The organism is Fimbriimonadaceae bacterium (assembly GCA_019638795.1).
Classification (GTDB): Bacteria; Armatimonadota; Fimbriimonadia; order Fimbriimonadales; family Fimbriimonadaceae; genus JAHBTB01.
The window spans coordinates 89,716-112,752 of record JAHBTB010000006.1 but is presented as its reverse complement, the minus strand read 5'-3'; the positions used below and the strand labels follow the sequence as shown (position 1 = coordinate 112,752).

At 64.0% G+C, this 23,037-nt stretch carries 26 protein-coding genes; 10 read left to right on the top strand and 16 right to left on the bottom strand.

Annotated elements, in window-relative coordinates:
• Positions 1-17: 17 nt before the first annotated feature.
• Positions 18-1,262 carry an ABC transporter substrate-binding protein gene (locus KF857_08940; protein ID MBX3112121.1) on the bottom strand — a complete coding sequence of 415 codons (1,245 nt, stop codon included), beginning with the start codon at positions 1,260-1,262 and terminating at the stop codon, positions 18-20.
• Between the two features lie 156 nt (positions 1,263-1,418).
• Here KF857_08940 and KF857_08935 point away from each other — a divergent pair, with 156 nt between their 5' ends.
• Positions 1,419-2,588 (top strand): PDZ domain-containing protein, encoded by a 1,170-nt coding sequence (locus tag KF857_08935; GenBank protein MBX3112120.1) that lies wholly within the window; start codon positions 1,419-1,421, stop codon positions 2,586-2,588.
• On the opposite strand, the gene KF857_08930 is transcribed toward KF857_08935, so the two are convergent.
• The gene (locus KF857_08930) at positions 2,575-3,228 is read right to left on the bottom strand and encodes a uracil-DNA glycosylase (protein ID MBX3112119.1); all 654 of its coding nucleotides are present in this window, start codon (positions 3,226-3,228) and stop codon (positions 2,575-2,577) included. The two genes, KF857_08935 and KF857_08930, sit on opposite strands and share 14 nt — an antisense overlap.
• 17 nt (positions 3,229-3,245) lie before the next feature.
• On the opposite strand from KF857_08930, the gene KF857_08925 reads away from it, so the two are divergent.
• Positions 3,246-3,542 carry a zinc ribbon domain-containing protein gene (locus KF857_08925; protein MBX3112118.1) on the top strand — a complete coding sequence of 99 codons (297 nt, stop codon included), beginning with the start codon at positions 3,246-3,248 and terminating at the stop codon, positions 3,540-3,542.
• Here the strand turns inward: KF857_08925 and KF857_08920 are convergent.
• From KF857_08920 to KF857_08910, 3 genes are read right to left on the bottom strand one after another with little or no spacing between them, the layout of a single operon-like run.
• The gene (locus KF857_08920) at positions 3,539-4,180 is read right to left on the bottom strand and encodes a DNA-3-methyladenine glycosylase 2 family protein (protein MBX3112117.1); all 642 of its coding nucleotides are present in this window, start codon (positions 4,178-4,180) and stop codon (positions 3,539-3,541) included. The genes KF857_08925 and KF857_08920 overlap by 4 nt on opposite strands.
• Entirely contained in the window at positions 4,159-4,851 is a 693-nt protein-coding gene (locus KF857_08915) for a ThuA domain-containing protein (GenBank protein MBX3112116.1), read from the bottom strand. The genes KF857_08920 and KF857_08915 overlap by 22 nt, the downstream gene beginning before the upstream one ends.
• A gap of 21 nt (positions 4,852-4,872) precedes the next feature.
• Positions 4,873-5,361, bottom strand: a complete 489-nt coding sequence (locus KF857_08910) for a hypothetical protein (GenBank protein ID MBX3112115.1) — start codon at positions 5,359-5,361, stop codon at positions 4,873-4,875.
• 65 nt (positions 5,362-5,426) lie between these two features.
• Here KF857_08910 and KF857_08905 point away from each other — a divergent pair, with 65 nt between their 5' ends.
• The gene (locus tag KF857_08905) at positions 5,427-7,319 is read left to right on the top strand and encodes a polysaccharide deacetylase family protein (protein MBX3112114.1); all 1,893 of its coding nucleotides are present in this window, start codon (positions 5,427-5,429) and stop codon (positions 7,317-7,319) included.
• Here KF857_08905 and KF857_08900 read toward each other — a convergent pair.
• The gene (locus KF857_08900) at positions 7,316-8,131 is read right to left on the bottom strand and encodes a hypothetical protein (GenBank protein ID MBX3112113.1); all 816 of its coding nucleotides are present in this window, start codon (positions 8,129-8,131) and stop codon (positions 7,316-7,318) included. The two genes, KF857_08905 and KF857_08900, sit on opposite strands and share 4 nt — an antisense overlap.
• Positions 8,132-8,219: 88 nt before the next feature.
• On the bottom strand, positions 8,220-9,353 hold the full coding sequence (locus tag KF857_08895; GenBank protein MBX3112112.1) for a Gfo/Idh/MocA family oxidoreductase: 1,134 nt from the start codon (positions 9,351-9,353) through the stop codon (positions 8,220-8,222).
• Positions 9,354-9,474: 121 nt separating this feature from the next.
• Between KF857_08895 and KF857_08890 the strand changes: the two genes are divergently transcribed.
• The 6 genes from KF857_08890 to KF857_08865 all read left to right on the top strand — a co-directional run bounded on the left by KF857_08890 (position 9,475) and on the right by KF857_08865 (position 14,912).
• Positions 9,475-10,545, top strand: a complete 1,071-nt coding sequence (locus KF857_08890) for a DUF2961 domain-containing protein (protein MBX3112111.1) — start codon at positions 9,475-9,477, stop codon at positions 10,543-10,545.
• Between the two features lie 53 nt (positions 10,546-10,598).
• Positions 10,599-10,970, top strand: coding sequence for a c-type cytochrome (locus tag KF857_08885; GenBank protein ID MBX3112110.1), 372 nt, complete (start codon positions 10,599-10,601; stop codon positions 10,968-10,970).
• A 103-nt stretch (positions 10,971-11,073) separates the two neighbouring features.
• A complete protein-coding gene (locus KF857_08880) occupies positions 11,074-12,597 on the top strand; it encodes a GAF domain-containing protein (protein MBX3112109.1) in 1,524 nt (507 codons plus the stop codon).
• Complete coding sequence (locus KF857_08875) at positions 12,576-13,778, top strand: sigma-54-dependent Fis family transcriptional regulator (GenBank protein MBX3112108.1); 1,203 nt, start codon at positions 12,576-12,578, stop codon at positions 13,776-13,778. The genes KF857_08880 and KF857_08875 overlap by 22 nt, the downstream gene beginning before the upstream one ends.
• Positions 13,779-13,962: 184 nt before the next feature.
• Positions 13,963-14,130: a hypothetical protein gene (locus tag KF857_08870; protein ID MBX3112107.1), complete on the top strand. Its 168-nt coding sequence runs from the start codon at positions 13,963-13,965 to the stop codon at positions 14,128-14,130.
• A gap of 191 nt (positions 14,131-14,321) precedes the next feature.
• Entirely contained in the window at positions 14,322-14,912 is a 591-nt protein-coding gene (locus tag KF857_08865; protein MBX3112106.1) for a sigma-70 family RNA polymerase sigma factor, read from the top strand.
• A 22-nt stretch (positions 14,913-14,934) separates the two neighbouring features.
• Here KF857_08865 and KF857_08860 read toward each other — a convergent pair whose 3' ends face one another.
• From KF857_08860 to KF857_08820, 9 genes are all read right to left on the bottom strand, one after another.
• Positions 14,935-15,156 carry a hypothetical protein gene (locus KF857_08860; GenBank protein ID MBX3112105.1) on the bottom strand — a complete coding sequence of 74 codons (222 nt, stop codon included), beginning with the start codon at positions 15,154-15,156 and terminating at the stop codon, positions 14,935-14,937.
• A gap of 125 nt (positions 15,157-15,281) precedes the next feature.
• Positions 15,282-16,148, bottom strand: coding sequence for an ATP synthase F1 subunit gamma (gene atpG, locus KF857_08855; GenBank protein MBX3112104.1), 867 nt, complete (start codon positions 16,146-16,148; stop codon positions 15,282-15,284).
• Positions 16,149-16,160: 12 nt separating this feature from the next.
• A complete protein-coding gene (gene atpA, locus KF857_08850; protein ID MBX3112103.1) occupies positions 16,161-17,699 on the bottom strand; it encodes a F0F1 ATP synthase subunit alpha in 1,539 nt (512 codons plus the stop codon).
• A gap of 15 nt (positions 17,700-17,714) precedes the next feature.
• A complete protein-coding gene (gene atpH, locus KF857_08845) occupies positions 17,715-18,269 on the bottom strand; it encodes an ATP synthase F1 subunit delta (protein ID MBX3112102.1) in 555 nt (184 codons plus the stop codon).
• Positions 18,269-18,904 (bottom strand): F0F1 ATP synthase subunit B, encoded by a 636-nt coding sequence (gene atpF / locus KF857_08840; GenBank protein ID MBX3112101.1) that lies wholly within the window; start codon positions 18,902-18,904, stop codon positions 18,269-18,271. The genes atpH and atpF overlap by 1 nt, the downstream gene beginning before the upstream one ends.
• Positions 18,905-18,980: 76 nt before the next feature.
• Entirely contained in the window at positions 18,981-19,211 is a 231-nt protein-coding gene (locus KF857_08835; protein MBX3112100.1) for a hypothetical protein, read from the bottom strand.
• Positions 19,212-19,260: 49 nt separating this feature from the next.
• Positions 19,261-20,031: a F0F1 ATP synthase subunit A gene (locus KF857_08830; protein MBX3112099.1), complete on the bottom strand. Its 771-nt coding sequence runs from the start codon at positions 20,029-20,031 to the stop codon at positions 19,261-19,263.
• Positions 20,032-20,062: 31 nt separating this feature from the next.
• Positions 20,063-20,419, bottom strand: coding sequence for a hypothetical protein (locus KF857_08825; protein ID MBX3112098.1), 357 nt, complete (start codon positions 20,417-20,419; stop codon positions 20,063-20,065).
• Complete coding sequence (locus tag KF857_08820) at positions 20,416-20,850, bottom strand: hypothetical protein (GenBank protein ID MBX3112097.1); 435 nt, start codon at positions 20,848-20,850, stop codon at positions 20,416-20,418. The genes KF857_08825 and KF857_08820 overlap by 4 nt, the downstream gene beginning before the upstream one ends.
• Positions 20,851-20,872: 22 nt before the next feature.
• Between KF857_08820 and recG the strand changes: the two genes are divergently transcribed.
• Positions 20,873-23,023, top strand: a complete 2,151-nt coding sequence (gene recG, locus KF857_08815) for an ATP-dependent DNA helicase RecG (GenBank protein MBX3112096.1) — start codon at positions 20,873-20,875, stop codon at positions 23,021-23,023.
• Positions 23,024-23,037 lie beyond the last annotated feature (14 nt).

Sequence of the window (23,037 nt, the reverse complement as noted above, 5' to 3'; positions counted from 1 at the left end):
GCCAAGTGCATGCGGTGCTACTCAGCAGGAATGCGCTGGGCGAACTTCCAGCCAGTCTTCGTCACTTCGACGACGATGGCGTCTTTCTTCGGGTTGCCACCCTGGCCCTTCAGGGTGATCGTGCCCGTCACGCCCTTGAAGCCGTCGGTGTTCTCCAGTTCGGCGATGATGTTCTTGGCGGTCAGTTCCTTGCAGCGCTTCATCGCTTCAAAGGTCATCATCGCGGCGTCGTAGGCGAGCGGCCCCATCGTCGTGCCGGGGTCTTTGCCGCCGTTGACCGCCCTCCACTTCTCGAGGAACGACTTGATCTCCGGTCGGTCCTCCGACTTGATGAAGTGGTTGCAGAAGTAGCCGCCGATGATCGCGTCGCCTCCGCCGGTGATCAGCGACTCGCTGTCCCAGCCGTCGCCGCCCAACAACTTGACGTCCTTCATCCCCGCCCCGCGGACGGCCTTGGCGATAGCGCCCACCTCGGTGAAGTAGCCGCTCAAGAACAGGCCGTCGGGGTTCAGGGCCTGCAGCTTGGCGACCTGGCCGCTGAAGTTGGCCTGGCCGGTCTCGTACTTCTCTTCGCCGACGATTTCGCCGCCAAGGGCCTTGAACGCGTCGATAAAGGTCTTGCTGAGTCCCTGCGAGTACGGCTGCTTGCTGTCGGTCATCACGCCGACCTTCTTGAGTTTGAGGCCGTTATAGGCGAACTTCGCCATGACGCCGCCCTGGAAGTCGTCGTTGTAGCAGACGCGGAAGAAGTTGGTGCCCGAGTCGGCCAGGCTGACGCGGGTGGAACCGATCGTGACGACCGGGATCCCCTTGGCAAACGCGACCTCCTGGACGAGGGCGGTCGTGCCGCTGGCGACCTCACCGAGGATCGCGACGACGCCGTCGCTCACGAGTTTCTCCGTGGCCGACTTGCCGCCTTCGGGTGTGCTGCCGCTGTCACCGACCAAGAGGTCGACCTTCTTGCCGTCGATGCCGCCCGCGGCGTTGATCTCGTCCACTGCGATCTTGACGCCGATCTCGCTGTCCACGCCCCACGGCCGTTGGTCACCGTTCTTGGCCGCGACCAAGCCCAGCTTGATGCGGTCGCCGTCGACTTTCACTCCGGTGTCGGGGGCCTCGGGCCGCTTGGCGGCGGTGCTGCCGGAGGTGCCTTCAGTCTTAGCGGGGGTGTTGCCCGAACCCGAGGGGGTCTCGGCGCCACCGTTGCAACCGGCCATGAACCCCACGGCCCCAATTCCGATGGCGGCTAGACCTGCGATCAAATAGCTGTTCCGAATCATAGCGCGTGTCCTTCTCCAGGCCTGGCGTAGCAGGGCCCGTCGCGTAACGTCCGATTATAACCAGAAGTGTGATGGGACGTTGGGTTGGCACCCGATAACCGTGCGTCCTGGTGCCGTATAACTGGAAAGAAGAGAAGAATGACCACCGCCCTGCTCCTTGGAATCGCCGCGGTCACCCGCGCCGAACCGATCGAAGTGCCGTTCCGTGTCGGCGAAAACGCGATGATCGTCGATGTCGAGGTGAACGGCAAAAAGATTTCCTGCATGTTCGACACCGGGTTTTCGGGGTCGTTCGTGCTCAGCGAAGAGGTCAACGTCGGCCCGCCGACGGGCACGACCCGCATCCAAGACTTCGTCGGCACGGCCGAGATGAAGACGATCGCGATCAAATCGGTCAAGTTGGCCGGAAAGAGCATCGTCCAGACCGACAAGGAGATCATCCAAGAGCCCGGCGGCTCGGACTACTCCTTCAGCTACGGCACCCACGTCGACGGCATCATGGGCCTCTCGGTCGTCGCCCCCTATGTGGTGGAGATCAACTTCCAGCGCAAGGTCATGCTCTTGCACCCCAAGTCCACCGACATCACCCAGCGGCAACCGGACAACAAGAAGACCTTCCTGGTCAAGATGCTCCCCATCGGCAACAAGTCCATCGAGCTCTCGGTGAAGACCAAAGACGGCCAAAGCATGCACCTCGCCCTCGACACGGGCAACGCCTTTTACGCCACGACCCATCGGGACGTGCTCGAGCGCGTCGGTATCTGGAAAGAAGGACGCGAAGCGAAGTTCCTCAAGAAGTCCTTTGTCGCGACCGGCGCGGTGGACTCGTGGTACTGCCGGATGAAGGACTTGACCGTCTTCGGGGTCCCCGTGCCCGAGAGCGTCTGGAGCATCATCGACCTCCCCTCCAGTTCGGCCGAAGGCGACGGCACCGTCGGGTTCGGGTTCCTCAAAAACTTCAACCTCACCTTTGACCTCGAACGCCGACGGGTGTGGCTGGAGAACTTCACCGGCCAAGTCAGCGAGCCCGAGGTCGCCCACACCGGCGTCTCGGCGATCTACGACCCCCGCGTCAAGCGTGTCCGCATCGCGCGGGTCACTCCCGACAGCCCGGCCGACAAGGCGGGCATCAAGGCGGGAGACTTCCTTCTGAGCGTGGGAGGGGTGGACATGACCTCGCAAAGTTACCGGGCCATCGAAGCCATGATGGAGGGGCCGGTCGGCAGCGAAGTGAAGATTCAGACCTCACGCAACAACGCCCTGCGCACCTCGGTGATCAAACGCGTCGCCATGGTCAACGACCCCTGACCAGGGCGGCGAACCGCCCGACCACGTCGTCAAGCATCGCCTCAGTCAGGCGCCCGGTGAAGGTGTTCTGCTGGCTGGGATGGAAACTTGCCAAGACCGGCGTCCCCTCGCGGCTCGCTGAAATGGCTCCATGGGTGAACTTGGGCGGCCGGACTTCGAGGACACGGTGGAGTTCCGTCCAGGCGACAGAGCCCAGACACAAATAGACCCGCCAGGGCCGGCTGCAGACGATTTCCTGGAGGAACGGTCGGCAGTTGGCGACCTCCTGGGAGGTCGGCTTGTTGTCGGGAGGCGCGCAATGGCAGGTCGCGGTCAGGAGGGCGCAGATGAGCCGCAGTCCGTCGTCCGCCGAGACCGCCGTCGGCTGGTTGGCCAGACCTGCCCGATGGAAGGCACGGTACAGCCAGTCCCCGCTCCGGTCACCGGTGAACATCCGGCCTGTCCGGTTTGCCCCATGGGCGGCGGGAGCCAAGCCGACGACCAAGCCGGTCGCCTCGGGGTCGCCAAAGTCGGGCACCGGCTTCCCCCAGTACGTTTCGTCGGCAAACGCCTTGCGCTTCTCTCGGGCCACCTGCTCGCACCAGGCGTTCAGCCGTGGACACCGCCGGCACGATACAATGTTTTCGTCGCGCGTCGGCACGGCGGGCGGTGTACCCCATGCCCCTTTACGAATACGAACTGCTGGAGACCGAGGCGATGTGCCCGATGTGCCCGGGCCGCTTCGGCGCCCTGCAAGACATCGGTGACCAGCCCCTCGCCCATTGCCCGGACTGCGGCTACCGCGTCCGGCGCGTCGTCAGCCAGGTGACGATCAAGACCCGGGGCGGACTGACCGCCGCCAAGGCGGCCAAGAAGGGTCTCACCACCTGGAAGAAGACCGGCGAGGGCCGATGGGAAAAGGTCGACGGGCCGGGTGTGGACGCCATCGTCGGGTCGCCTGACGACAACGCCTAAGGGAGTACGACGGCGCTTCCGTCCCGCTCCTCAAAGACCCGCCACATGTACCACGCCGCCGCCGATCGGTAGGGCCGCCACCTCTCGGCGAAGGCCGTCGTCTCGGCAGGCTTCATGTCCTCGCGCCGCAGGAGTTTGGCCAGGCCCTTGCGGACACCCAGGTCGCCGCTTGGCCAGACGTCAGGCCGGTTGAGGGCAAAGATGAGGAACATGTCGGCCGACCAGTCGCCCAGGCCCTTGACCTGCACGATCTGGGCCCTGACCTCGTCGTCGTCCATCGCGTCGACCGCTTGGAGGGGCAATGCCCCGTCGGCCACCTTGCCTGCCAAGTCTTGGATATAGGCCGCCTTTTGGCGGCTCAGGCCGACTGACCTCAGCTGGTCCGTGCTGACGGCTGCCACCGCTTCGGGGCTGGGGAACCCACCGGGCGGGAAGAGGCCGAGGAACCGGTTGTAGATGACCGTCGCGACCGCCCCGTTCAGCTGCTGGTAGACGATGGCCCGGACGAGCGACCTGAACCGGTTGTCGGAGAACTCGACGTCAGGGCGCGGAAGCCGGGCGACCGCCGGGCCGAGCACCTCGCACCGGGCGAGCGAGGCGACAGCAGCCCCGACGTCTAGGCGCGGTGCGCCGCCCACTTCAGGCCTCCGACGACAAGTTTGCGGAAGTCCTTGTCGGCGTAGGCTTCTTTCGTGTGCCCCAGGCCGCAATAGAACGAACGGCCCTTACCCACACTGTGGTACCAGACGATCGGGTGGTCGCCGTTCATTTCGCCGCCCTTGTACGTGCTCTCGTCCAGCTTCGCCAGGATATGGCACCCTTTCACCGGCTGCGCCCGATAGTTGTACAGCTCGTCCGTCCACACCCACTTCTCGGGCAGGTGCTTGGTCGCCGGGAACCTCCGGTCGACCACGTCGACGGTCACCTTCTGGATCGCCGGGTGCGACTTGAACCAAGCTCCACACAACTGCCCGTACCAGGGCCAGTCGTACTCGGTGTCGGCGGCCGCGTGGACGCCGAGCCAGCCCTTGCCCTTCTTCTCGACAAAATCTTGAAGGGCGGCCTCTTGATCTCCGGCGAGGACGTCTTGGGTCGTGTTCAGAAAGACGACGACGTCGTACTTGGCCAGGTTCTCTTTCGTGAACTTAGTGGCGTCTTCCGTCGCATCGACGGTGTACCCCTCACCGCCCGCGAGTTCTTGGAACATCGCCACCCCGGTCGGGATCGAGTCGTGTCGGAACCCGGCGGTCTTGCTGAAGACCAGGACGTGGAACGGCGCCACGGTGGCGAGGGCCAGAGCGGTGATCATGCCTAGATTATGCTCGCTCGTTCAGTTCTTGGCCCGCGTGGCGGAAATGGTGATGAAGGCGCTTTCCGTGTCCTTGTCCTTCATTGCCCGGACGAACGACAGCGTGTCTCCTGACCACGTCATCCGGATCGTCTGGCGCCGGTCTTTGGTCATGGCCGAGAGGGTGTCGCCCTGGACGTCGCCGAAGAAGTCGGTGAAAACCGCCCCGCCGTTGGTGACATGCACGACGACGTGGGGGTGCACCGTCCCCTGCTTGTCCTTCTCACTCGTCGTTTTGTCGCCATACAGCCCAAAAACGAGAAGGCTCTTGTTGTCGGTGGACCGGTACTCCAAGACGACGGCGTCGTCTAGGGCGGGCCGCACCTCGAAGGTGCCCTTGATCTCGCGCAACGCCCCCTTCTCCACCGTCGACCACGTGCCGACCAGAGTCCGCATTTTCTTGGCCAGCGCCTCATAGGGGTCGGCGGGTTGGGCCTGGGCGAGGGCGACGAAGACGGCTAGGCTGACCACGCCGCGATTGTACGCGGTCCCTTGCCGTGTCCTGCCCCTAGATACACTGGGGGGATATGGTCTCGATGCCTTGGCGTGCGCTGCTCGCGGGTTGCGCGGCGGTGTTGGTGGCCGGGTGCAACCTTTTCCCTAAGCGTGACCCGCTCCCGGTCGTCGACGAGCCCCAGAAGCCGGTCGCGTCAGACGCGCCGCGGGACACGTGGCCGTTGCCGATGAGACCCATGGCCGTCTCCGGGGCCACCGGCGACGTGATGGTCGTGATGGTCCACGACGTCATCTACAAGCGCAACCGCAAGAGCGAGTGGTTCGACTGCGAGGCCGAGAACCTTGAAAAGATCGTGAAGTGGGTCGTCAGCCAAGGCGGCACCTTCCTGACCATGGACGACCTCTACGCCCACTTGACTGAGGGCAGGCCCGTGCCGGAGAAGAGTGTCGTCATGACCTTTGACGACAACTACCAGGGGGTCTATGACTGGGCCTTGCCGGTCCTCGACCGTTACGACGTGCCCTTCACGGTCTTCGTCCACACCGACTTTGTGGGGAGCACGAAAGGCCACCCCAAGATGACATGGGACGAGTTGCGCAGCCTGGTCCGCGACCACCGGTGCACCGTGGCAAGCCATACCGCCAGCCACCCTGACGACTACACCAAACTCACCGCCGAGGAGCAGGTCGCCGACCTCCAAAGGGCGTCTGACGCGATCAAGGCCAACCTTGGGATCAACACCCCTTACCTGGCCTACGCGAACGGCAAGTACAACCAGGACACCCTCGTCGCGGCGGAGAAAGCGGGCATCCGTATGGCTTTTCTGATGCAGAGCGGGTCGGCCGAGGACTCGAACAGCATCCTGGAAGTCGCCCGCGTGCCCTTCAACAAGTTCTTCGAGTACTGGGACGTGATGGCCGCCCAGCGGGCCCTCCGGTTCACCCCGGCCGGCGGCAACCTGGCCACGGCCCCGGTCCAGGAGGAGAAGGTGCAGATCCGGCGGAACGAGTTCGTCGCCCTGACCGGAGGCGAACCTCGGTCGGTGATCGGCGACCACCGCAAGACCGTCCGCGAGTTTATGCAGGAGACCGGTGCGGTGGCGGGGGTCAACGGGGGGTTCTTTGCGCTGGCTGCCGTCGCCGCCGACGACAACCAGATGATGGGCCCGTGCAAGACGTCCAACCAAGGCGTTTTCGTCCCCAGCAAGCCTGAATACAACGTGGCGAGGTTGCGACACCGTCCCTTGGTCGTCTGGTCCCGCGACCGCTACGCCGTCGTGCCCTATGTCCCGGGCGAGCACAACCGGGAGTCCGCCGTCGAAAAAATCCTGCCCGGTTTTACCGACTGCTTCCTTGCCGGTGCATGGCTTGTCGTCGACGGCCGGCCCATGGGTAAGAACGCCATCCTCGCCCACGGGGCCCAAGACGCCGAAGACCCGCGGCGCCGGGCCTTCCTCGGGTTCCGTGACGACGGCGCCGTCGTCTGTGGGGCGTCCCTGGGCAGCGTGCCCAGTTCCATGGCCGCCCAAGCCGCCGTCGCACTTGGTTGCCGTACGGCCGTCCTCCTCGACAGTGGTTTTTCCACGTCCCTTGTGATCGGCGACGACATCCTGGCCAGCGGCCACAGCACCAAGACCAAACCCAGCCGGCCGGTCCCCCACGCGATCATGCTGATGGGCACCCTGGCGCCGCGAGAACCCAAGACGATCGTCGCCACCGAGGTTCCCGCCGTCATGGTCCCCGCCGTCCCCAAGCGGCCCCGCAACGAAGACGCCGCTCCGAAGCCTGACAAGGTCAGGCCCGCCCGGACACCAGACGATGCCGCCGGCCCTGCGGCCGCGCCGCCGGACGAGCCCGCCGTCAAACCCAAGAACGAAAGGCCCGTCAAGGAGGAAGAGCCCCCGTCAGCACCAGGGCCGGGGCTTCCCGACACTCCACCGGCGAAAGCCAAGGACAAGGGCAAGGGCGGCTAGGATCCGGCCCGGGCGCGCGCCTCGGCGATCCAGGGCTCAGGCTCGATCTGTTGCCAGTGTTCGGGTCTGATGACGGCCAAGACCTGCTCCGGCGTCGTCGCGGCAAGGTCGGCGAAGGTGAGGATGCCGGCGTCCCACAACCGCCTCTCGAAGACCGGCCCGACCCCGGGAATCTGACCCAGGGGGTCCGTGCCTGCCGGGACGCTGACGGCTGCCACCGGAGCCAGAGGAAGAGGCCCGACCTGGGCCGGGTCGACTGGTCGGGGTTCCTCGACCTTTTCGGCCGGTTCGGTGCCGGGGGCACCTTGGAGGTGGGCGACCAGGACCGACGTCGTCCGACCGACAGCGGCGATCCGCTCACGATGGCTGGCCAGGTCACTGGCCAGTCGGGCGTTCTCCGCGCCAAGAGAAGCGGCCTCGCCGCTCACCCGGGCCAGTTCCTCACGCAACTTTTGGGCGTGGGCCCGCGCGAGGTCGAGTTCGGCCTCAGCCAAGGCGAGGGCCTCGACCTTGGGCCTGAGCTCGATCAGTTCAGACTTCAAGGCGGCATAGTCGGCGGTGCGCTTGCGCAAGTCGGCCAGTTCCAACGTTTTCTCGCCGAGTTCGGCCATCAGGGTGGTCCGCGTCTCTCCGTCAATGCCTGGCCCGGCTGCGGCCAGGGTCGACCTTGCGGCTTCGGCTTCAGCCCGGGCGAGCCGAGCCTGCAAATCGGCCGTCTCCTTCCGGGAGCTCGACTTGACGAACACCGAATAGACGATCGTCATGGCGACGACCCCGATCACGAAACCGATCAGCAAGGCAAACGGATCCATCAGAACACAACCCGGCCCCCCACGGCCAGGCTAAGCCGACAGAGTACAACGCGCCGCCTTCCCGGCGGTAAGTCTGCGGCGAAACCTGTTAGAAATCGGGGATCAAAGCCCGTACTTCCCCGGGGTCTACCGGCCTTCCCTCGCGGGCCGACACGCGGGCTGCCTCCATGAGGCAAAAGACGTCGATGCCTTCCCTCAGGTCGGGGGAACAGGTCGTGCCCTCGACCAGCGCCTGGCAGAAGGAGTCGGTGTAGTTCGAGAACTCGCCGAAGTGCATGCCGTGGACTTCGTTGTCAAAGTAGTAGCCGCGCTTGGCGTACAGGAAGTCTTCGGTGACCTCCTCCCCCTCCGGTCCGGTGTGGCGGTGACGCATGTCGTGGTATTGGGCCTGGCTCGTGCCCCGCGCCCCGTACAGCATGAGTTCGATACAGTTCCGGGCGCTGGGGAGTTCGTGCAAGCCGTAGTGGCCGAACGCCCGCCCGATCCGGCCGTCGCGGGCGGTGAATTGGGCGCTGTAGACATCGTGGCCTGCCAAGCCCCACTCTCGGGCCAGGCTTGACTGGTAAGAGACCGCCGAGACGGAAGCGATCTCACCCAGGTACCAGCGCACGAGGTCGATGGGATGGCTGAGGCCCAGGAACACCCAGTCGGTGGAGTCGCGCACCCACGGGCTCTTTTCGTAGTACCAATCCATCCGGTGGACGTAATGCGCGTCCACAAACTCGACCTCGCCGATCTCGCCGCGAACATAGGCGGCCCGCTGGCGGCGGAACGGCTCGAAGAACCGTGTGCTTTGCCCCACCATCAGCTGCCTGCCGGTCTCCCGATGGGCGGCGACGACCCGTGCCGCGCCTTCGACCGTGTTGACGAGGGGCTTGGTGCAGATGACGTGCTTGCCCGCGCGCATCGCCTGTTCGATGTGCTCGGCATGGAGGGCGTCCGGCGTATAGATGACGACGACGTCCACCTCGGGCCGGGCGAGCATCTCGGCGTAGTCCTGGGTGTAGAAGACGTCGGGGCACACCGCGCGGCAGGCGTCGATCTTCTCCTGACGCAAGTCGCAACCGGCGACCGGGCGGCAGAAAGCGGCCCGTCCAGTCTCGCCCTCGGCCAACAGACGCCCGTGACTGACCCAATCTGGCACCGTGTGGCTCAGTCCGACGAGCAACGTGCGTCCCTCGTGCAGGCCCAGCACGCCGACGCCAAGTTTCCGGTCACCCATGCCCTATCGTCGCCCGCGACGAGGCGGTGGCCATGGGAAAGTCCCACCTGACCGCGAAGGAAGGGACGATTCCGACAAGCGAGGTCGGACAAGAAGGCGTCGAGGGGCCACAATCCACCCGATGATCGGTCGCACAACCCTTGGCCAACTCCCCTACTTGCGGCAATACCTGTCGCGTCGGTCAAGCAGTTGGGACACGACGGGGGGCAACGAGGACTGGTGGGTGGTCGAGCCCGGTCAGACCAGGACGCTGCTCGCGGTGGACAAGCCTGGGTGCGTCAAGCACATCTGGATGACGGTCGGCAACGACGACACGTTCCCCCGCAAACTGGTGCTGCGGGCGACGTGGGACGGCCAGGCGCACCCCTCGGTCGAGTGTCCGGTCGGTGACTTCTTTGGCCTCGGCCACGGCATGCTCAAGGAATTCGTCTCCCTCCCCTTGCAGATGTCTCCCGAAGACGGGCGGGGCATGAACTCCTGGTGGCCGATGCCCTTTGACCAAGCCGAGATAACCGTGGAGAACCAGGGGGAACGGGCCGTCAACGTCTACTTCTACATCGACTACGAGGAGTATCCCGTCCCCCACGGTGAGGGAGTCGCCCGGTTCCACGTCCAATGGCGGCGGGAGAACCCTACCGATGGGTGGTTGAAGGAGCGTCTTGGGCCCGACAACTACCTCGACGTTTGGCGTGACAACCCCAATCTCGATGACAGCGGCAACTACCTTGTCCTTGAGGCCGAAGGGTCAGGGGTCTACGTCGGCTGCCATCTGGACATCGACTGCTTCCAGCGCCAAGGGAACGACTGGTACGGCGAGGGCGACGACATGATCGTCATCGACGGCGAGCCCTGGCCGCCCCGACTGCACGGCACGGGGACGGAAGACTACGTCTGCACCGCGTTTGGACCGACGACAGAACACTCAGCCCCGTATCACGGGATCATCTTGAACTCCGGCAACAAGGACTGGCGGTGGAAGGGCAAGAACACTGTCTACCGCTATCATATCGAAGACCCGGTCAGGTTTGAAAAGTCCATCAGGGTCAGCGTCGAGCACGGGCACGCGAACAAGTTGGCGAACGACTACTCCAGCACGGCGTACTGGTACCAACTCCTCCCTAGTCGGCCCCTTGCCCCGTTGCCGCCCGTGGAGCGACGACTGCCCCGCCCCAACGAGCCGCAGTTCCCTTGACCTCGCCTTGATGTAACTTTTGGGGTCAAGGTGCGTTATGATACGCAGAGACCATGAAGCGTCCGCTGTTTGCTCCTGTCGTCGCGATCTCTGCGCTCGTCGCGGTTTTCGCGTTCACGCCCGCCAAAGCCGGCCAAGACCCCAAGCCGAAAGAGGTCACCTGGACCGAAGTCGCCCCGGTTTTCAAAAAGAACTGCGCCGGTTGCCACTCGGGTGACTACGCCAAGGCCGGGATCCACTTGGACAAGAAGGAAGCCCTTCTGAAGTCGAAGAACGCCATCGTCGCGGGCAAACCGGACAAGAGCCGGGTCTATCTCGCCGTCAGCGGCGGCAAGGGTGTCAAGAAGATGCCGCCCGGGCCGAAGAAGCTCGACGAGAAGAGCGTCGAACTGATCAAGGCTTGGATCACCCAAGGCGCCAAGTAAAGCGAAGCAAGTCATGGCGCCCCCGTGCCGCACGGCGCGGGGGCGTCTTCATGTGTCGACCGAGCTAACTTGAGGGGCCGCCTCGACCGACAATCTGCAAGAGATGGCCTCGGCCCCCGCACCAGTCGTCCGCGGTCTGTGGGACCTGTTCGACCTCACCACGTTGTTCGAGTCGGGCCTCCAAACCTACCTGGTCGAAACCCTCGAACGGAGCGCGCACTGGTTCCGGGCCTCGGGCGGCTCGATCTTCCTCCTCGACCCCAAGTCGGGGGAGCACACCCTGCGCGCCGCCACGGGCACGCAGCGGCACCTCTCCAAGAATGCCAGTGTCCGGATCGGCCACGGCATCGCGGGCCTTGTCCTCCAGACCGGGGAACCCCGGATCATCGAAGACCCCACCAAGGATCCGCTCTTCAAGGGGTCGGGCATCCAACGCAACCAATCGCTGACCAGCGCGATGGTCGTGCCCCTGGTCGGCGACGACGGGTTGGCCGCCGGCGTCATCAACCTGTCCCGCACCCTTGACGAGCCGCCCTACACCCTGGAAGAGCTCGACCTCGCCAGTACGCTCGGTGCCCAAGTCGTCCTGGCTGTCACCAACGCCCAGATCGTCTCCGCGATGGCCGCGCGGGAGAACGACCTCCGGGCCATGAACGAGAAACTGACCGCCGTGCTCGACAGCGTGGCCGGTGCCGTGGTCGTCGTCGACGACCATGGCGACGTCGTCAACCACAACCGGGCCGCGGCCGAAGACTCCTTCCTGACCGGTGGGGCGGACGCCGACCTCAGTGAAGTCCAGAACGCGCTCAAACTGGTCACGCACGAGACCCTGAAAGTCCAGCGGCCCACGCGGCACCAGGCCCATGAGTCCGGTGCCGACCGCACGTGGCTGGTCGAGGGCGTCCCCTTGCGGTCGGGCGGTGCGGTGGTGACCGTCAAGGAGACGACCGCGATCGAACGCCAGAACCGGGAGGTGGCCCGGGTCAAGCGGCTGGCGGAGATCGGCCAGATGACCGCCGCCGTCGCCCACGAGATACGCAACCCGCTGACAGGAATCCGCTCTGCCGCCGCGATGATCGGCCAAGACCCCGCGATGACCCAGGAACTGGTCCAGATGATCGAGGAGGAGGTGCTCCGCCTGAACGACCTGTGCGAGGACTTCCTTGAGTTCGCCCGGCCGCTCCAGATCCACCCCGAACCCACGGACGTCGCGGAACTCTGCCGCGCCGCCGTCCTACTGGTCGGACCTGATTTTGACGAAGTTGGCGTCTCGCTCCGTGTGGAGGTCGCCCCTGGTCTTCCGAAGATTGAACTGGACCCGCGACGGATCAAGCAAGTGGTGGTGAACCTGCTCCGCAACGCCGCCCAGGCGTCGCCAAGGGGCAACACCGTCCGCTTGTCTGCCGACGCGAACAGTTTGAAGGTTGAGGACGAAGGGGCCGGCATGACCGAGGACCAACTCGGCAGGCTGTTCTCCCCGTTTTTCACCACCAAGGCGGACGGGACCGGGCTGGGGCTGAGCACGGCGCGGAAGATCATGGACGCGCACGGGGGCAGCATCCGGGTCGAGTCGGCACCGGGCAAAGGGAGCACGTTTGAACTGACATGGGAAGCGCCAAGGGCATGAAGGACAAGAAGCGGGTGCTCGTCGTTGACGACGAGCAGAACATCAGGCGCATCCTCCAGGCCGCGTTCGAAAAACATGGCTGGCTGACCCTGACCGCCGAAGACGGCCTCCAAGCTCTGGAGACCTTGGCCAAGGAACCGGTCGACTGCCTCCTGACCGACGTGACCATGCCCGGCATGACGGGATACGAACTCCACCGCCGGGTCGCGGCGTCCCATCCCGGACTGCCCGTCATCATCATGACGGCCTTCGGCACGATCCCCCAGGCGGTCGACGCGATCCGGCGCGGGGCCTACGAATACATCACGAAACCGTTCGACCTGGAGTCCTTGAAGCGGGTCATCGGTGCCGCTCTGGAGGGCCGGGGCGTCGGCCAAGCCCCTTCGCCCAAGCGTGCCGCGAAAGGTGACGTCGGTCGGACGTTCATCGCCGAGTCTCCCGCGATGAAGGAGATTCTTGAGACCGTCCGCCAAGTCGCTGACTCCCGGGCCACCGTGCTGGTCACCGGCGAGAGTGGTACAGGAAAGGAAGTCGTCGCCCGGCTGCTCCACACCATGTCGCCACGGGCCGAGCAACCCTTTGTCGCCGTTTCGTGCGCCGCCCTGCCGGAGACCTTGCTGGAGGCCGAGCTCTTCGGCCACGAGAAGGGGGCCTTCACCGGGGCTGACAGCGCCAAGCCCGGGCGGTTCGAACTCGCCCACAACGGGACGCTGTTTCTCGACGAGATCGGCGATATCCCCATGGCCACGCAAATCAAGTTGCTGCGCGTGCTGCAAGAGCGTGAAATTGAGAGGCTTGGCGCGACAAAAACTACTCACATTGACGTGCGGCTCGTCACAGCGACAAACCAAGACCTCCAGCATCTGGTCGACGAAGGCACCTTCCGGCTGGACCTCCTCTACCGACTCCAAGTGGTCGAGATTCCGTTGCCTCCCCTGCGCCATCGGCGCGAGGACATCTTGCCGCTGTGCCGCCACTACCTCGCCAAGTACAGCGAAGAGAACGGGCGGGGGCTGGAGCAGGTCGGCCAGGAGGCGGAGCGTTGCCTGTTGGCCTACGATTGGCCCGGCAATGTGCGCGAACTGGAGAACACCATGGAGCGCGCCACCGTCATGGCCGGGTCGAACGAGTCCGAACTGGCCCTCAAGCACCTGCCCGTCAAACTTCGTCCCGCCGCTTAGAATTGGGACCATAGCGGGCCTTGTGGCTTAGGCCGTGCTCCAGTCGGGCGACAATCCGCCGTCAAGATAAGCAAGTCACTGGAGACTCAAGGCGTGTGGACAAGGATCGTCCATGCATCAGGCCGCAGATGAGCCTGGCCTTACCACGGGTAGACGTGGGTTCGTACAATAAGGAGACACAAACATGGTGGTATCACCATCACGGCGCCTGCCGTGGACGGGGTGGCTGGGTCTGTTCCAACGGAAATCGGAACCAAAGGCCGAACCGGTGAAGGAAAGCCAAGAGAGCATTGTCGAGCAAGTCGAAAAGATGTTCTCGCACGTTTTCGCACTGACGTTCAAGCAGGACTGAGCCTGAACAAAACCTCCGCCCATCGGGCGGAGGTTTTTGCTGTCGAGGGCCCTACTGGCGAACCTAGCTCCTCGGGCAGGCATTTCCACGGTCAGCAGCCGTTCCATTTGACCCGGGACCCGGGAACGATATGCCCTGGGATTGCTTTCAGATGTATGTCTGAGTCAATATTGGACTAGAACCATAGAACAATGGCACAAACACTCGCAATCGGCAACGACTCTCGGTTCAACGACCTGATGCAGGGGAGCTACAAGAAGGTGTTCAACCTGGCATACCGGCTGTCCGGCGACCGTGGGGACGCGGAGGACCTTACCCAAGAGGCCTTCTACCGTGCCTATCGCGGTTTTGACGCTTATGAGGGCGACCGCCCCTTTGAAAACTGGATCTTCCGCATCGTCACCCGCCTGTTCCTCGACCTCAAGCGGTCGCGGAGCCGGCGTGTCCAGGCGATGTCATATGACGCCCCGCTGCGTCCGGACGGTCGGGACGAGACAGTCCACTTTGAAACCGCCGACGACCGCCCCGGCCCCGAAGAGGTGTTGCTGGACGGCATCCTCTCCGAAGAGATGGAGGCGTCGTTGAAGCAATTGACCGAGGAGCAGCGCCGTCTGGTCTGGCTGGCGGACGTCGAGGGTGTCAGCTACAACGAGATCGCCGAAATGTTCGACGCGCCGGTCGGCACGATCCGCTCCCGCCTCCACCGCGCCCACAAACAACTCCGGTCGGTCTTCGAAGCGATGAAGACCAAGCCGGCCGCCTCACCCTGCATGGGGTGCTAGGAACCAAGTCGCGCGGGGTGGCTCACACACCCTGCGCGGCGCGGACTTGCCACACTTCGTAGACCCAGACGCCGGGCACGATGACGGCCAACGCCGGCAAGACAAAGACCCCGAGCCGCTGGACCAGCAACCCGGCGACGAGGACACCTGCCACAACAACAATCGTCGTGGACAATGCGGGCCGCGCTGCCTGCTTGATCTCTTCTCGACTGGGGAGGAACACGATGGTAAGTCTATCAGGCACGTGAACTCAAATATGGTCACGCAAGCCTGTTAGTCCTACCGGATATCACGCACTCTACACATCAAGAAATGCACCTGTGCAAGCTGACAATGAATGTCTGGACATTTGCTGTCCAGCCAGTGTCGTCAGGCGTTCAGGGCTTCTGCACCGCCGACGATCTCCAAGATTTCCTTGGTGATACCGGCCTGGCGGACCCGGTTGGCGGTCAGGGTGAGTTCCCCGATCATCTTGCCGGCACTGTCCGTCGCGTTGCTCATCGCCGTCATGCGCGCACCGTGCTCGCTGGCGGCAGACTCTAAGAGTGCCTGATAGGTGACGGTCAAGAGGTACTTCGGCAAGAGCAATCCAAGCAACTCTTCGGGTGCCGGCTCGAAGTCGTACTCCTTGCTCGGGCCGTCCACCGCCTTCTCCGCCGACGTCGGCGGTTCGATGGGCAAGAGTTGGACGATCTGAGGTTCTTGGCGGATCGGCGAGTAGAACTTTGAATAGACCAACTGCACCGAATCAAACTCGCCTGACTCGAACACTTTGCGGAGGTAGTCGGCCAGTTCTACCGCGTGGCTGAGGTCGGCGCCCGCCGTGGGCAACGACACCGAATGCACCACGTCATATCCGCGCTTGCCAAAGAATTGCTGTCCCTTCTTGCCGACGCAAGCCAGCGACGTCGGGACGGTGGCGGACTTGAGGTGTTCGGCGGTCTTCCGGATCAGGGCCGAGTTGAACGAACCAGCTAGGCCTCGGTCGCTAGTGACCAAGACGAGGAGGGCCTTCTTGACCTCGCGGCGCTCAAGCAGGGGGTGGCTGGGCAATTCGCCGGCAGAACCGATGCTGAGGATGAGCTCCCGCATCTTTTCCGCATAGGGCCGTGCCTCTTCCACGCGCAACTTCGCCCGGTTGAGCCGTGCGGCGGCCACCAGCTTCATCGCGCGGGTGATCTGCCGGATGCTCTTGGCGCTTCGGATGCGCTGTCGGATCTGCTTGAGCGTCGCCATGTCGTGTCCTCGTCACAGAGCGGCGACGAACGAGTCGGTGTACTCGCGGGTCGCCTTGCGCAGGGTCTCTTCGACGTCCTTGTCCAGCTTCTTCTCGCGGGAGATCGTCTCGACGACGTCGGGATACTTCTCCTTGACAAAGGAGAGCAGTCCCGCCTCGTAAGCCCCGACCTTGTCATTCGGCACGTCGTCCAGAAAGGCGTTGGTGCCGGCAAAGATCGAGATGATCTGGTCGACGACGTCGTACGGCACGCCCAGGCCTTGCTTCAGCAACTCGGTGAGGCGGAGGCCGCGCAGCAACTGGAGCTGGGTGGCGCGGTCAAGGTCGCTGGCAAACTGGGCGAAGGCCTGGACCTCGCGGAAGTTCGCCATCTCAAGCTTCATGCGGCCCGCGACCGACTTCATCGCCTTGATCTGGGCGTTACCGCCGACGCGGCTCACCGAGATACCGACGTTGATAGCCGGGCGGACACCAGCGAAGAACAGGTCAGGTTCCAGGTAGATCTGTCCGTCCGTGATCGAGATGACGTTGGTCGGGATGTACGCCGAGACGTCGCCGCTTTGGGTCTCGATGACGGGCAGGGCGGTCAAAGAACCACCGCCGAGTTCGTCGCTCACCTTGGCGGCGCGCTCCAGAAGGCGGGAGTGCAGGTAGAAGACGTCGCCGGGGTAGGCCTCGCGTCCGGGCGGCCGACGCAGGAGCAACGACATGGCGCGGTAGGCGACGGCGTGCTTGGAAAGGTCGTCGTAGACGGCCAAGGCGTGCATTCCGTTGTCACGGAAGTACTCGCCCATGGCGGCACCGGAGAACGGCGCAAGGTACTGCATCGCGTTCGAGTCGGAGGCCGACGCGGCGACGACGATGGTGTACTTCATCGCGTCGACTTGGCGAAGGGTCTCGACGACGCGGGCGACGTTGGCCATCTTTTGTCCGATCGCCACGTAGATGCTGTAGACGCGGTCCTTTTCCTCGCACTTCTCGTTCAGGCGGGCCTGGTTGATGATGGCGTCGACGCAGATGCTGGTCTTGCCCGTCTGGCGGTCGCCGATGATGAGCTCACGCTGGCCGCGGCCGATGGGGATCATGGCGTCGATGGCCTTGATGCCCGTTTGGAGCGGTTCAAAGACCGGCTGGCGGTCGACGACACCGGGGGCGAGGACTTCGACGTTGGTGAACTGCTCTGCGGCGATGGGGCCCATGTCGTCGATGGGCTGACCCAAGGCGTTCACGACACGACCCAAGAGCGCCCGGCCGACGGGGACCTGGATGATCTTGCCGGTCTGCTTGACGGGGTCGCCTTCCTTGATCTCGGTCGAGTCGGACACCAAGACGGCGCCGATCGAGTCTTCTTCCAAGTTAAGGGCCAGGCCGATGACACCGCCCGGGAACTCGAGCATTTCACCGACCTGACAGTGCGGCAGCCCATAGACACGGGCGATGCCGTCGCCGACCTGGAGGACGGTGCCGACGTGCTCGACGTCGACTTTTCGTTCGAAGGACGCGAGTTCCTGTTCGAGGATCGAGGTGATTTCTTCGGGTTTGATGGCCATGGTCGTGGGTGGTCCTCAGGCTTGTTTGAGGAGGTCGTAAAGCAATGTTTCCTTCATGCGGTCCAGCTGGCCGCGGACGGAACCGTCCAGGATGTAGTCGTCATAGATGACCTTGACGCCACCGATCAAGCTGGTGTCGATGTCGAACTCGGCCTCGACAGTGCGGCCGGTCTTGGCGGCGATCTTGGCGACCACCGCGTCTTGCTGGCCCTTGTCGAGGGGGGTCGACGAGGTGACGGTCGCCTTGGTCACGCCGTCCATTTGCCGGCGGAGTTCGGCGAATTCCTTCTGCAGGGCGAAGATCTCGTTGTCCCGGCGCTTTTTGATCAGCAGGCGAAGGGCCGACATCGTCAACGGGGTGACGCGGTCACCGAACACCTTCTCCATCAGCCCGGTCTTTTGGGCGTCGTCGGTCTGCGGGCTCTCAATGAACACCCGAAAACCGCTGCTGTCGCGAAACGCGGTGGTGACGGCCTTGAGGTCCTCGTCGACACCAGAGACGACGCCCTCCCGCTTCGCCGCGCTAAAGAGCGCGCGCGCATACCGCTTGGCGACGCGGGTGTCGTCCATTAGTTCTTAGCCTCGACAGTAGTCAAAAAGTCGTCGATGAGCTTGCGGTTCCGGTCGTTGTCGACGTTCTCCTGCAAGATCTTCTCGGTGGCCTGGAGCGAGAGGGTCGCGACGTGGACGCGCAACTCTGCGAGGGCCTGGCGGCGCTGGTTCTCAATCTCAGTCTCCGCCTCCTTGCGCAAGGCGTCGGCCTTCGCTTGGGCGTCGGCCATCAGCTGCTTCTTCAGTTCCTGGGCTTCCTTGATCTGGGCCTGGATCTGCTCGCGGGCGTCCGCCTCGGTCTTGTGGAGCCTCGCTTCGTAGTCCGCCTTGGTGCGGCTCATCTCGTCTCGCAGGTTCTCCACGTCGGCGAAGGTGCCTTCGATGGCGGAGTTCCGCTCGTTGATGATGTGCCACAAGGGGGTCGTGTAGAACTGCTGGATGACGCCCCACAGCAAGAAGATCAGGCCGATCGTGCCGATGATGACGGGCACGTTGAGATCGAAGAGCTTCAGCAACGCGTTGCTCTCCTTGACCGCCTCAAAGTCCCAGATCTTCTGCATGACGATGCTGAAGATGAACAGGACTATGCCGATGCCCATCCGGACGCCGGATCCACCCTTCTCTGGTGGGACTTCTTTGTGTTCGCTTGCCACTTGTGGTGCAGTTCCTAGATTTGTCAGTCCGCTCCCAGGCCGTCGGCACCGGGAGCGGGAAGTTGAAGTGACGCCTTTACTTGGCGATGTTGACGCCCATGACCATCATAAGGATGCCAAGGACGAAGGTCAGCAGGAAGACAAGCTCGGGGAAGACGAGCGAGATGAGGAGGCCCTGGCGGATGTTGTCCGAGTTCTCGGGCTGGCGGGCCATGCCGCTCAAACCGCCGTTAGCCATGATGCCTTGTCCAATGCCGACGCCCAGACCGCAGAGGCCGACGCCGATTCCGATTCCGATGAGTCCCATGTTTCTTTAGTGTTCTCCGTGATGTTTGTTCAGGTGAGTAAAAGCGTTCTTAGTGGGCGTGGGCGACCCCGTGGTCGTCGCCGTGGTCCGCGTGGGTGACGTTGTTCAGATAGACCGCGGTGAGCATGATCCAGACGAACGGCTGGAGCACGGCAGTGAGGAGCTTGATCGGCAGGAGGAGCGACCCGATCGGCACCTCGATGTGGAAGCCGTCGATGTGGAGCATCTGCTGGCCGATGACGACACTCAATTCGTCAAGGTTCTTGACGACGACCCCGCCACCGGCGATGTTGCCGAAGAGGCGCAGGCTGAGCGACACGATCTTGGCCGACTCCGACATGATCTCGACCAAGAAGATCAAGACGTTGATGAGGGCGAGCGCACCGACCATCTTCGGCCCGGCGAAGTGCTTGAGGTGACCAGCCAGGCCGTTCTGCTTGATCCCCACGACCTGGACGTAGGCGACGGTGAGGAGGGACATCCCCAGGTTGAAGCTGAGGTTGGCCGTCGGAGTCACGTGGATGACCAAGCCGAGGACGTTGCCGCAGAAGACGACCGTCCAAATCGCCGCCATAAAGGGCATGAACTGGCGGCCATGGGGCCCGATGACTGAAACGCAGACCTTCTCCAAGAAGAAGTAAGAGTGTTCGGCCAGTTTGGCGACGGTCGATTCCGGGCCCCTGACGGAATATCCCTTCTGTGCGACGACCAAAAACGCCCAGATGAACGCCACCAAGAGCGCGCCGATCCAAAGGGCCGCGTTCCCCATGACCGGGAGTGGCGGCGCGGCGTGTCCCTCGGCGAGGAGTCGGGTCGTCAACAACAAAGGCTCGTACATATAGGGAAGCACGTCAGGCCGGCCGTTGCTTGGCGACGGCGTCCCAGACGAAGAGGGAGTATACCGACACGACCAATATCAAGAAGATGGTCAGGGCTACAGGCCCAGACTTTGCCGCGCCAAAGGCGATCAGCCCGATCAAGGGGAATTTCGCAAGGATCGCGAGGAACATCATGAGCCGTGGTGCCTTGCCTCCGCGCATGGCCTCGGCCACACGGTCGACGGTACGCCGCGTGAGTTCGACCGACCACAGGGTCGCCGCCGATGTGACCACCGCCCACAACGCACCAAGCGGCGACTTCAGGACAAAGGCGACAATGACCGCGACCAGCGTCAGGACGGAAACCGCGACGACCAGGCGTTTGCTCATGCCCGTTTCTTGCCACCGCTCCGCAAAATCAGGAGGACAGCCCCGCCGATCCCGGCCACGGCACCAAAAATGATGCCGCCCACCTGCCCCCAGTACGTGCCGTTCGTGACCTTGTCAAACCCGAACCCGAGCAACCAGCCACCCAGCACACAGCCGACGAGGTTGTAGGCCACCGCGAAACCCACCGCGGTGCCGACGCTGGCCTCGGAGTGGGCGTAGTCAGTCTTCTTCCGGTAGTCATGGCGCTTTGCCTGGGCGGTCTGCTTGAGCCGGTCCAGGGCCTCCTCAAGGTCGTCGTGGCCGTCCGCCGGACTAACGGCCGCCCGGGTCGCCCCACCGACCTTGCCAAGCATCGACTCGACTTTGGCGCGGACCCGTTCGGCCTCTGCCTCCTCCTCGCTGAGTTCCTTCCCGGCCGTCTCGTCGTCCATTGGTATGGTGTCATTAAAGCAGATGGCTTCCGGCCACACCGACCGATTGGCGACCGACGTCCAGTACCTGAAGGGCGTCGGGCCGAAGCACGCCATGACCTTGCGCAAGCTGGGCTTGGTGACCGTCGGCGACGTCTTGTGGCACCTGCCCCGACGCTATGAAGATCGGCGCCACCTGCCCCTTGTCCGCGACCTGAGGGCCGGCGAGGCGGCGACCGTCCGCGGCCGCCTGCGGGGGGTCACTTCCCGTCCGACCCGGGGCGGCAAAGTGATCATCAAGGCACGCCTCGCCGACGCGAGCGGGGAGATTTCCCTCGTGTGGTTCAACCAGCGCCACGTACTGACCCAACTGCAGAAGGTGCAGGGAGAGATCGTCGCCTTCGGCGTGGTCAAGGAAGGGGAGCGGTACCAATTGGAGATGGCGTCCCCCGAATGGGAGGCGATCGACGAAGACGACGACCCCGAAGAGTTTGCCCGGCTCCAACCGGTCTATCCCTTGACCGAGGGTGTGCCCCAGTGGCTGGTCCGCCGCGCCGCCCGGTCGGCGGTCGAGCACTTCGCCCAAGACGTCCCCGACCCCCTGCCTGCCAGCTTGCGTGAGGCGCAACGGCTGCCCAAACTTGCTTGGGCGATGCGGCAGATCCACCGGCCCGACTCGCCGAAGGCCCAGGAAGACGCCCGAAAGCGGCTGGTCTTCGACGAGTTCTTCTTTCTCCAGGTCGCCCTCCAAATGCGTCGCCGCGAAGTCAAACAAGAGGTCGGGACCAGCTTTCCCATCTCGCAGTTGGCCGGGGCCCCGGCGTCCGGGGCCAACCTGTTCTCTGCCATGGAGGACCATCACAGCGGCGACCTCTGGGAGCAGGTCCACGCGATCCTGCCGTTCGAACTCACCTCCGCCCAACGCCGCGTCGTGGGCGAGGTCTGGGCGGACATGGAGCGGCCCGTGCCGATGAACCGGCTCGTCCAGGGCGACGTCGGTAGCGGCAAGACCGCCGTCGCCGCCTGCGCGATGTTGGCGGCGGTGCGGTGCGGCTACCAGGCCGCCCTCATGGCCCCCACCGAGATCCTCGCCGAACAGCACTTCATTAACCTCAGCCGCCTGTTTGAGCCGGCCGGGGTGGACATCAAACTTCTCGTCGGCAAGCAAGGAAGCCGGGAGAAGAAGCGCGCGATGGAGGCGACCGCCAACGGCGAAGCCCAGATATGCGTCGGGACCCACGCGATCATCCAAGAGCACGTGACGTTCCATAAGCTCGGGCTGGCCGTCGTGGACGAACAGCACCGGTTTGGCGTCGTGCAACGCATGGCCTTAAGGCAGAAGGGCTACGGGAACCCTGACTTCCTCGTCATGACGGCCACGCCGATCCCCCGGACGCTGACGATGACCCTGTACGGCGACCTCGACCTCAGCGTCATCGACGAACTGCCGCCGGGCCGCAAACCGATCAAGACCCACTGGCGTGCGCCCAATGACCGACCCCAGGTCTATGCCGGAGTCCGCAAGCTTGTCGAAGAAGGACGTCAGGCGTACTTCGTCTGCCCCATGATCAATGAGAGCGAGAAGATGCAGACCCAGGCGGCGGAAGACCTTTTCTACCGCCTGAAGGACTCCGAGTACCCCGACCTGCGCATCGGACTCCTCCACGGTCAAATGAAGGCCGCCGACAAGGAAGCGGTGATGGACCAGTTCCGCCGCCATGAGCTGGACATCCTCGTGGCGACGGTGGTGATCGAAGTCGGCGTGGACGTGCCTAACGCCTCGGCGATGGTGATCGAGGACGCCAACCGGTTCGGCTTGGCCCAGCTCCACCAACTCCGCGGACGGGTGGGCCGCGGCTCGACCCAGAGCTTTTGTGTCCTTGTCGCGGACGCCAAGACCGAAGACACCCGCAAACGCATGGAAGTCCTTGTCGAGACGACCAACGGGTTCGTGATCGCCGAGGAGGACCTAAAACTTCGTGGGCCGGGCGACCTCGCCGGCACCCGACAAAGCGGCGACGTCGAGTTCAAGATTGCTAACCTGGTCGACGACGGCCCGATGCTCGAAGTCGCCCGGCGTGCCGCGATCACCTTCCTTGAGCGAGACCCCGACCTGTCGCACCCCGAGCACGCCCTCCTCATCGACCGTGTCCGTGAGCGCCGGTCCGACGAGGCCCTTATCGCCGTGTCCTGATTCTTGGCACAATC

Coding starts and splice junctions, on each gene's coding strand:
- KF857_08935 (MBX3112120.1), top strand. CDS start 1,419: ATGACCACCGCCCTGCTCCTTGGAATCGCCGCGGTCACCCGCGCCGAA.
- KF857_08870 (MBX3112107.1), top strand. CDS start 13,963: ATGGTGGTATCACCATCACGGCGCCTGCCGTGGACGGGGTGGCTGGGT.
- KF857_08925 (MBX3112118.1), top strand. CDS start 3,246: ATGCCCCTTTACGAATACGAACTGCTGGAGACCGAGGCGATGTGCCCG.
- KF857_08820 (MBX3112097.1), bottom strand. CDS start 20,850: ATGGACGACGAGACGGCCGGGAAGGAACTCAGCGAGGAGGAGGCAGAG.
- atpA (MBX3112103.1), bottom strand. CDS start 17,699: ATGGCCATCAAACCCGAAGAAATCACCTCGATCCTCGAACAGGAACTC.
- atpH (MBX3112102.1), bottom strand. CDS start 18,269: ATGGACGACACCCGCGTCGCCAAGCGGTATGCGCGCGCGCTCTTTAGC.
- KF857_08835 (MBX3112100.1), bottom strand. CDS start 19,211: ATGGGACTCATCGGAATCGGAATCGGCGTCGGCCTCTGCGGTCTGGGC.
- KF857_08895 (MBX3112112.1), bottom strand. CDS start 9,353: ATGGGTGACCGGAAACTTGGCGTCGGCGTGCTGGGCCTGCACGAGGGA.
- KF857_08905 (MBX3112114.1), top strand. CDS start 5,427: ATGCCTTGGCGTGCGCTGCTCGCGGGTTGCGCGGCGGTGTTGGTGGCC.
- KF857_08880 (MBX3112109.1), top strand. CDS start 11,074: ATGGCCTCGGCCCCCGCACCAGTCGTCCGCGGTCTGTGGGACCTGTTC.
- KF857_08865 (MBX3112106.1), top strand. CDS start 14,322: ATGGCACAAACACTCGCAATCGGCAACGACTCTCGGTTCAACGACCTG.
- KF857_08890 (MBX3112111.1), top strand. CDS start 9,475: ATGATCGGTCGCACAACCCTTGGCCAACTCCCCTACTTGCGGCAATAC.
- KF857_08900 (MBX3112113.1), bottom strand. CDS start 8,131: ATGGATCCGTTTGCCTTGCTGATCGGTTTCGTGATCGGGGTCGTCGCC.
- KF857_08875 (MBX3112108.1), top strand. CDS start 12,576: ATGGGAAGCGCCAAGGGCATGAAGGACAAGAAGCGGGTGCTCGTCGTT.
- recG (MBX3112096.1), top strand. CDS start 20,873: ATGGCTTCCGGCCACACCGACCGATTGGCGACCGACGTCCAGTACCTG.
- KF857_08885 (MBX3112110.1), top strand. CDS start 10,599: ATGAAGCGTCCGCTGTTTGCTCCTGTCGTCGCGATCTCTGCGCTCGTC.
- KF857_08825 (MBX3112098.1), bottom strand. CDS start 20,419: ATGAGCAAACGCCTGGTCGTCGCGGTTTCCGTCCTGACGCTGGTCGCG.
- KF857_08915 (MBX3112116.1), bottom strand. CDS start 4,851: ATGATCACCGCTCTGGCCCTCGCCACCGTGGCGCCGTTCCACGTCCTG.
- atpG (MBX3112104.1), bottom strand. CDS start 16,148: ATGGCGACGCTCAAGCAGATCCGACAGCGCATCCGAAGCGCCAAGAGC.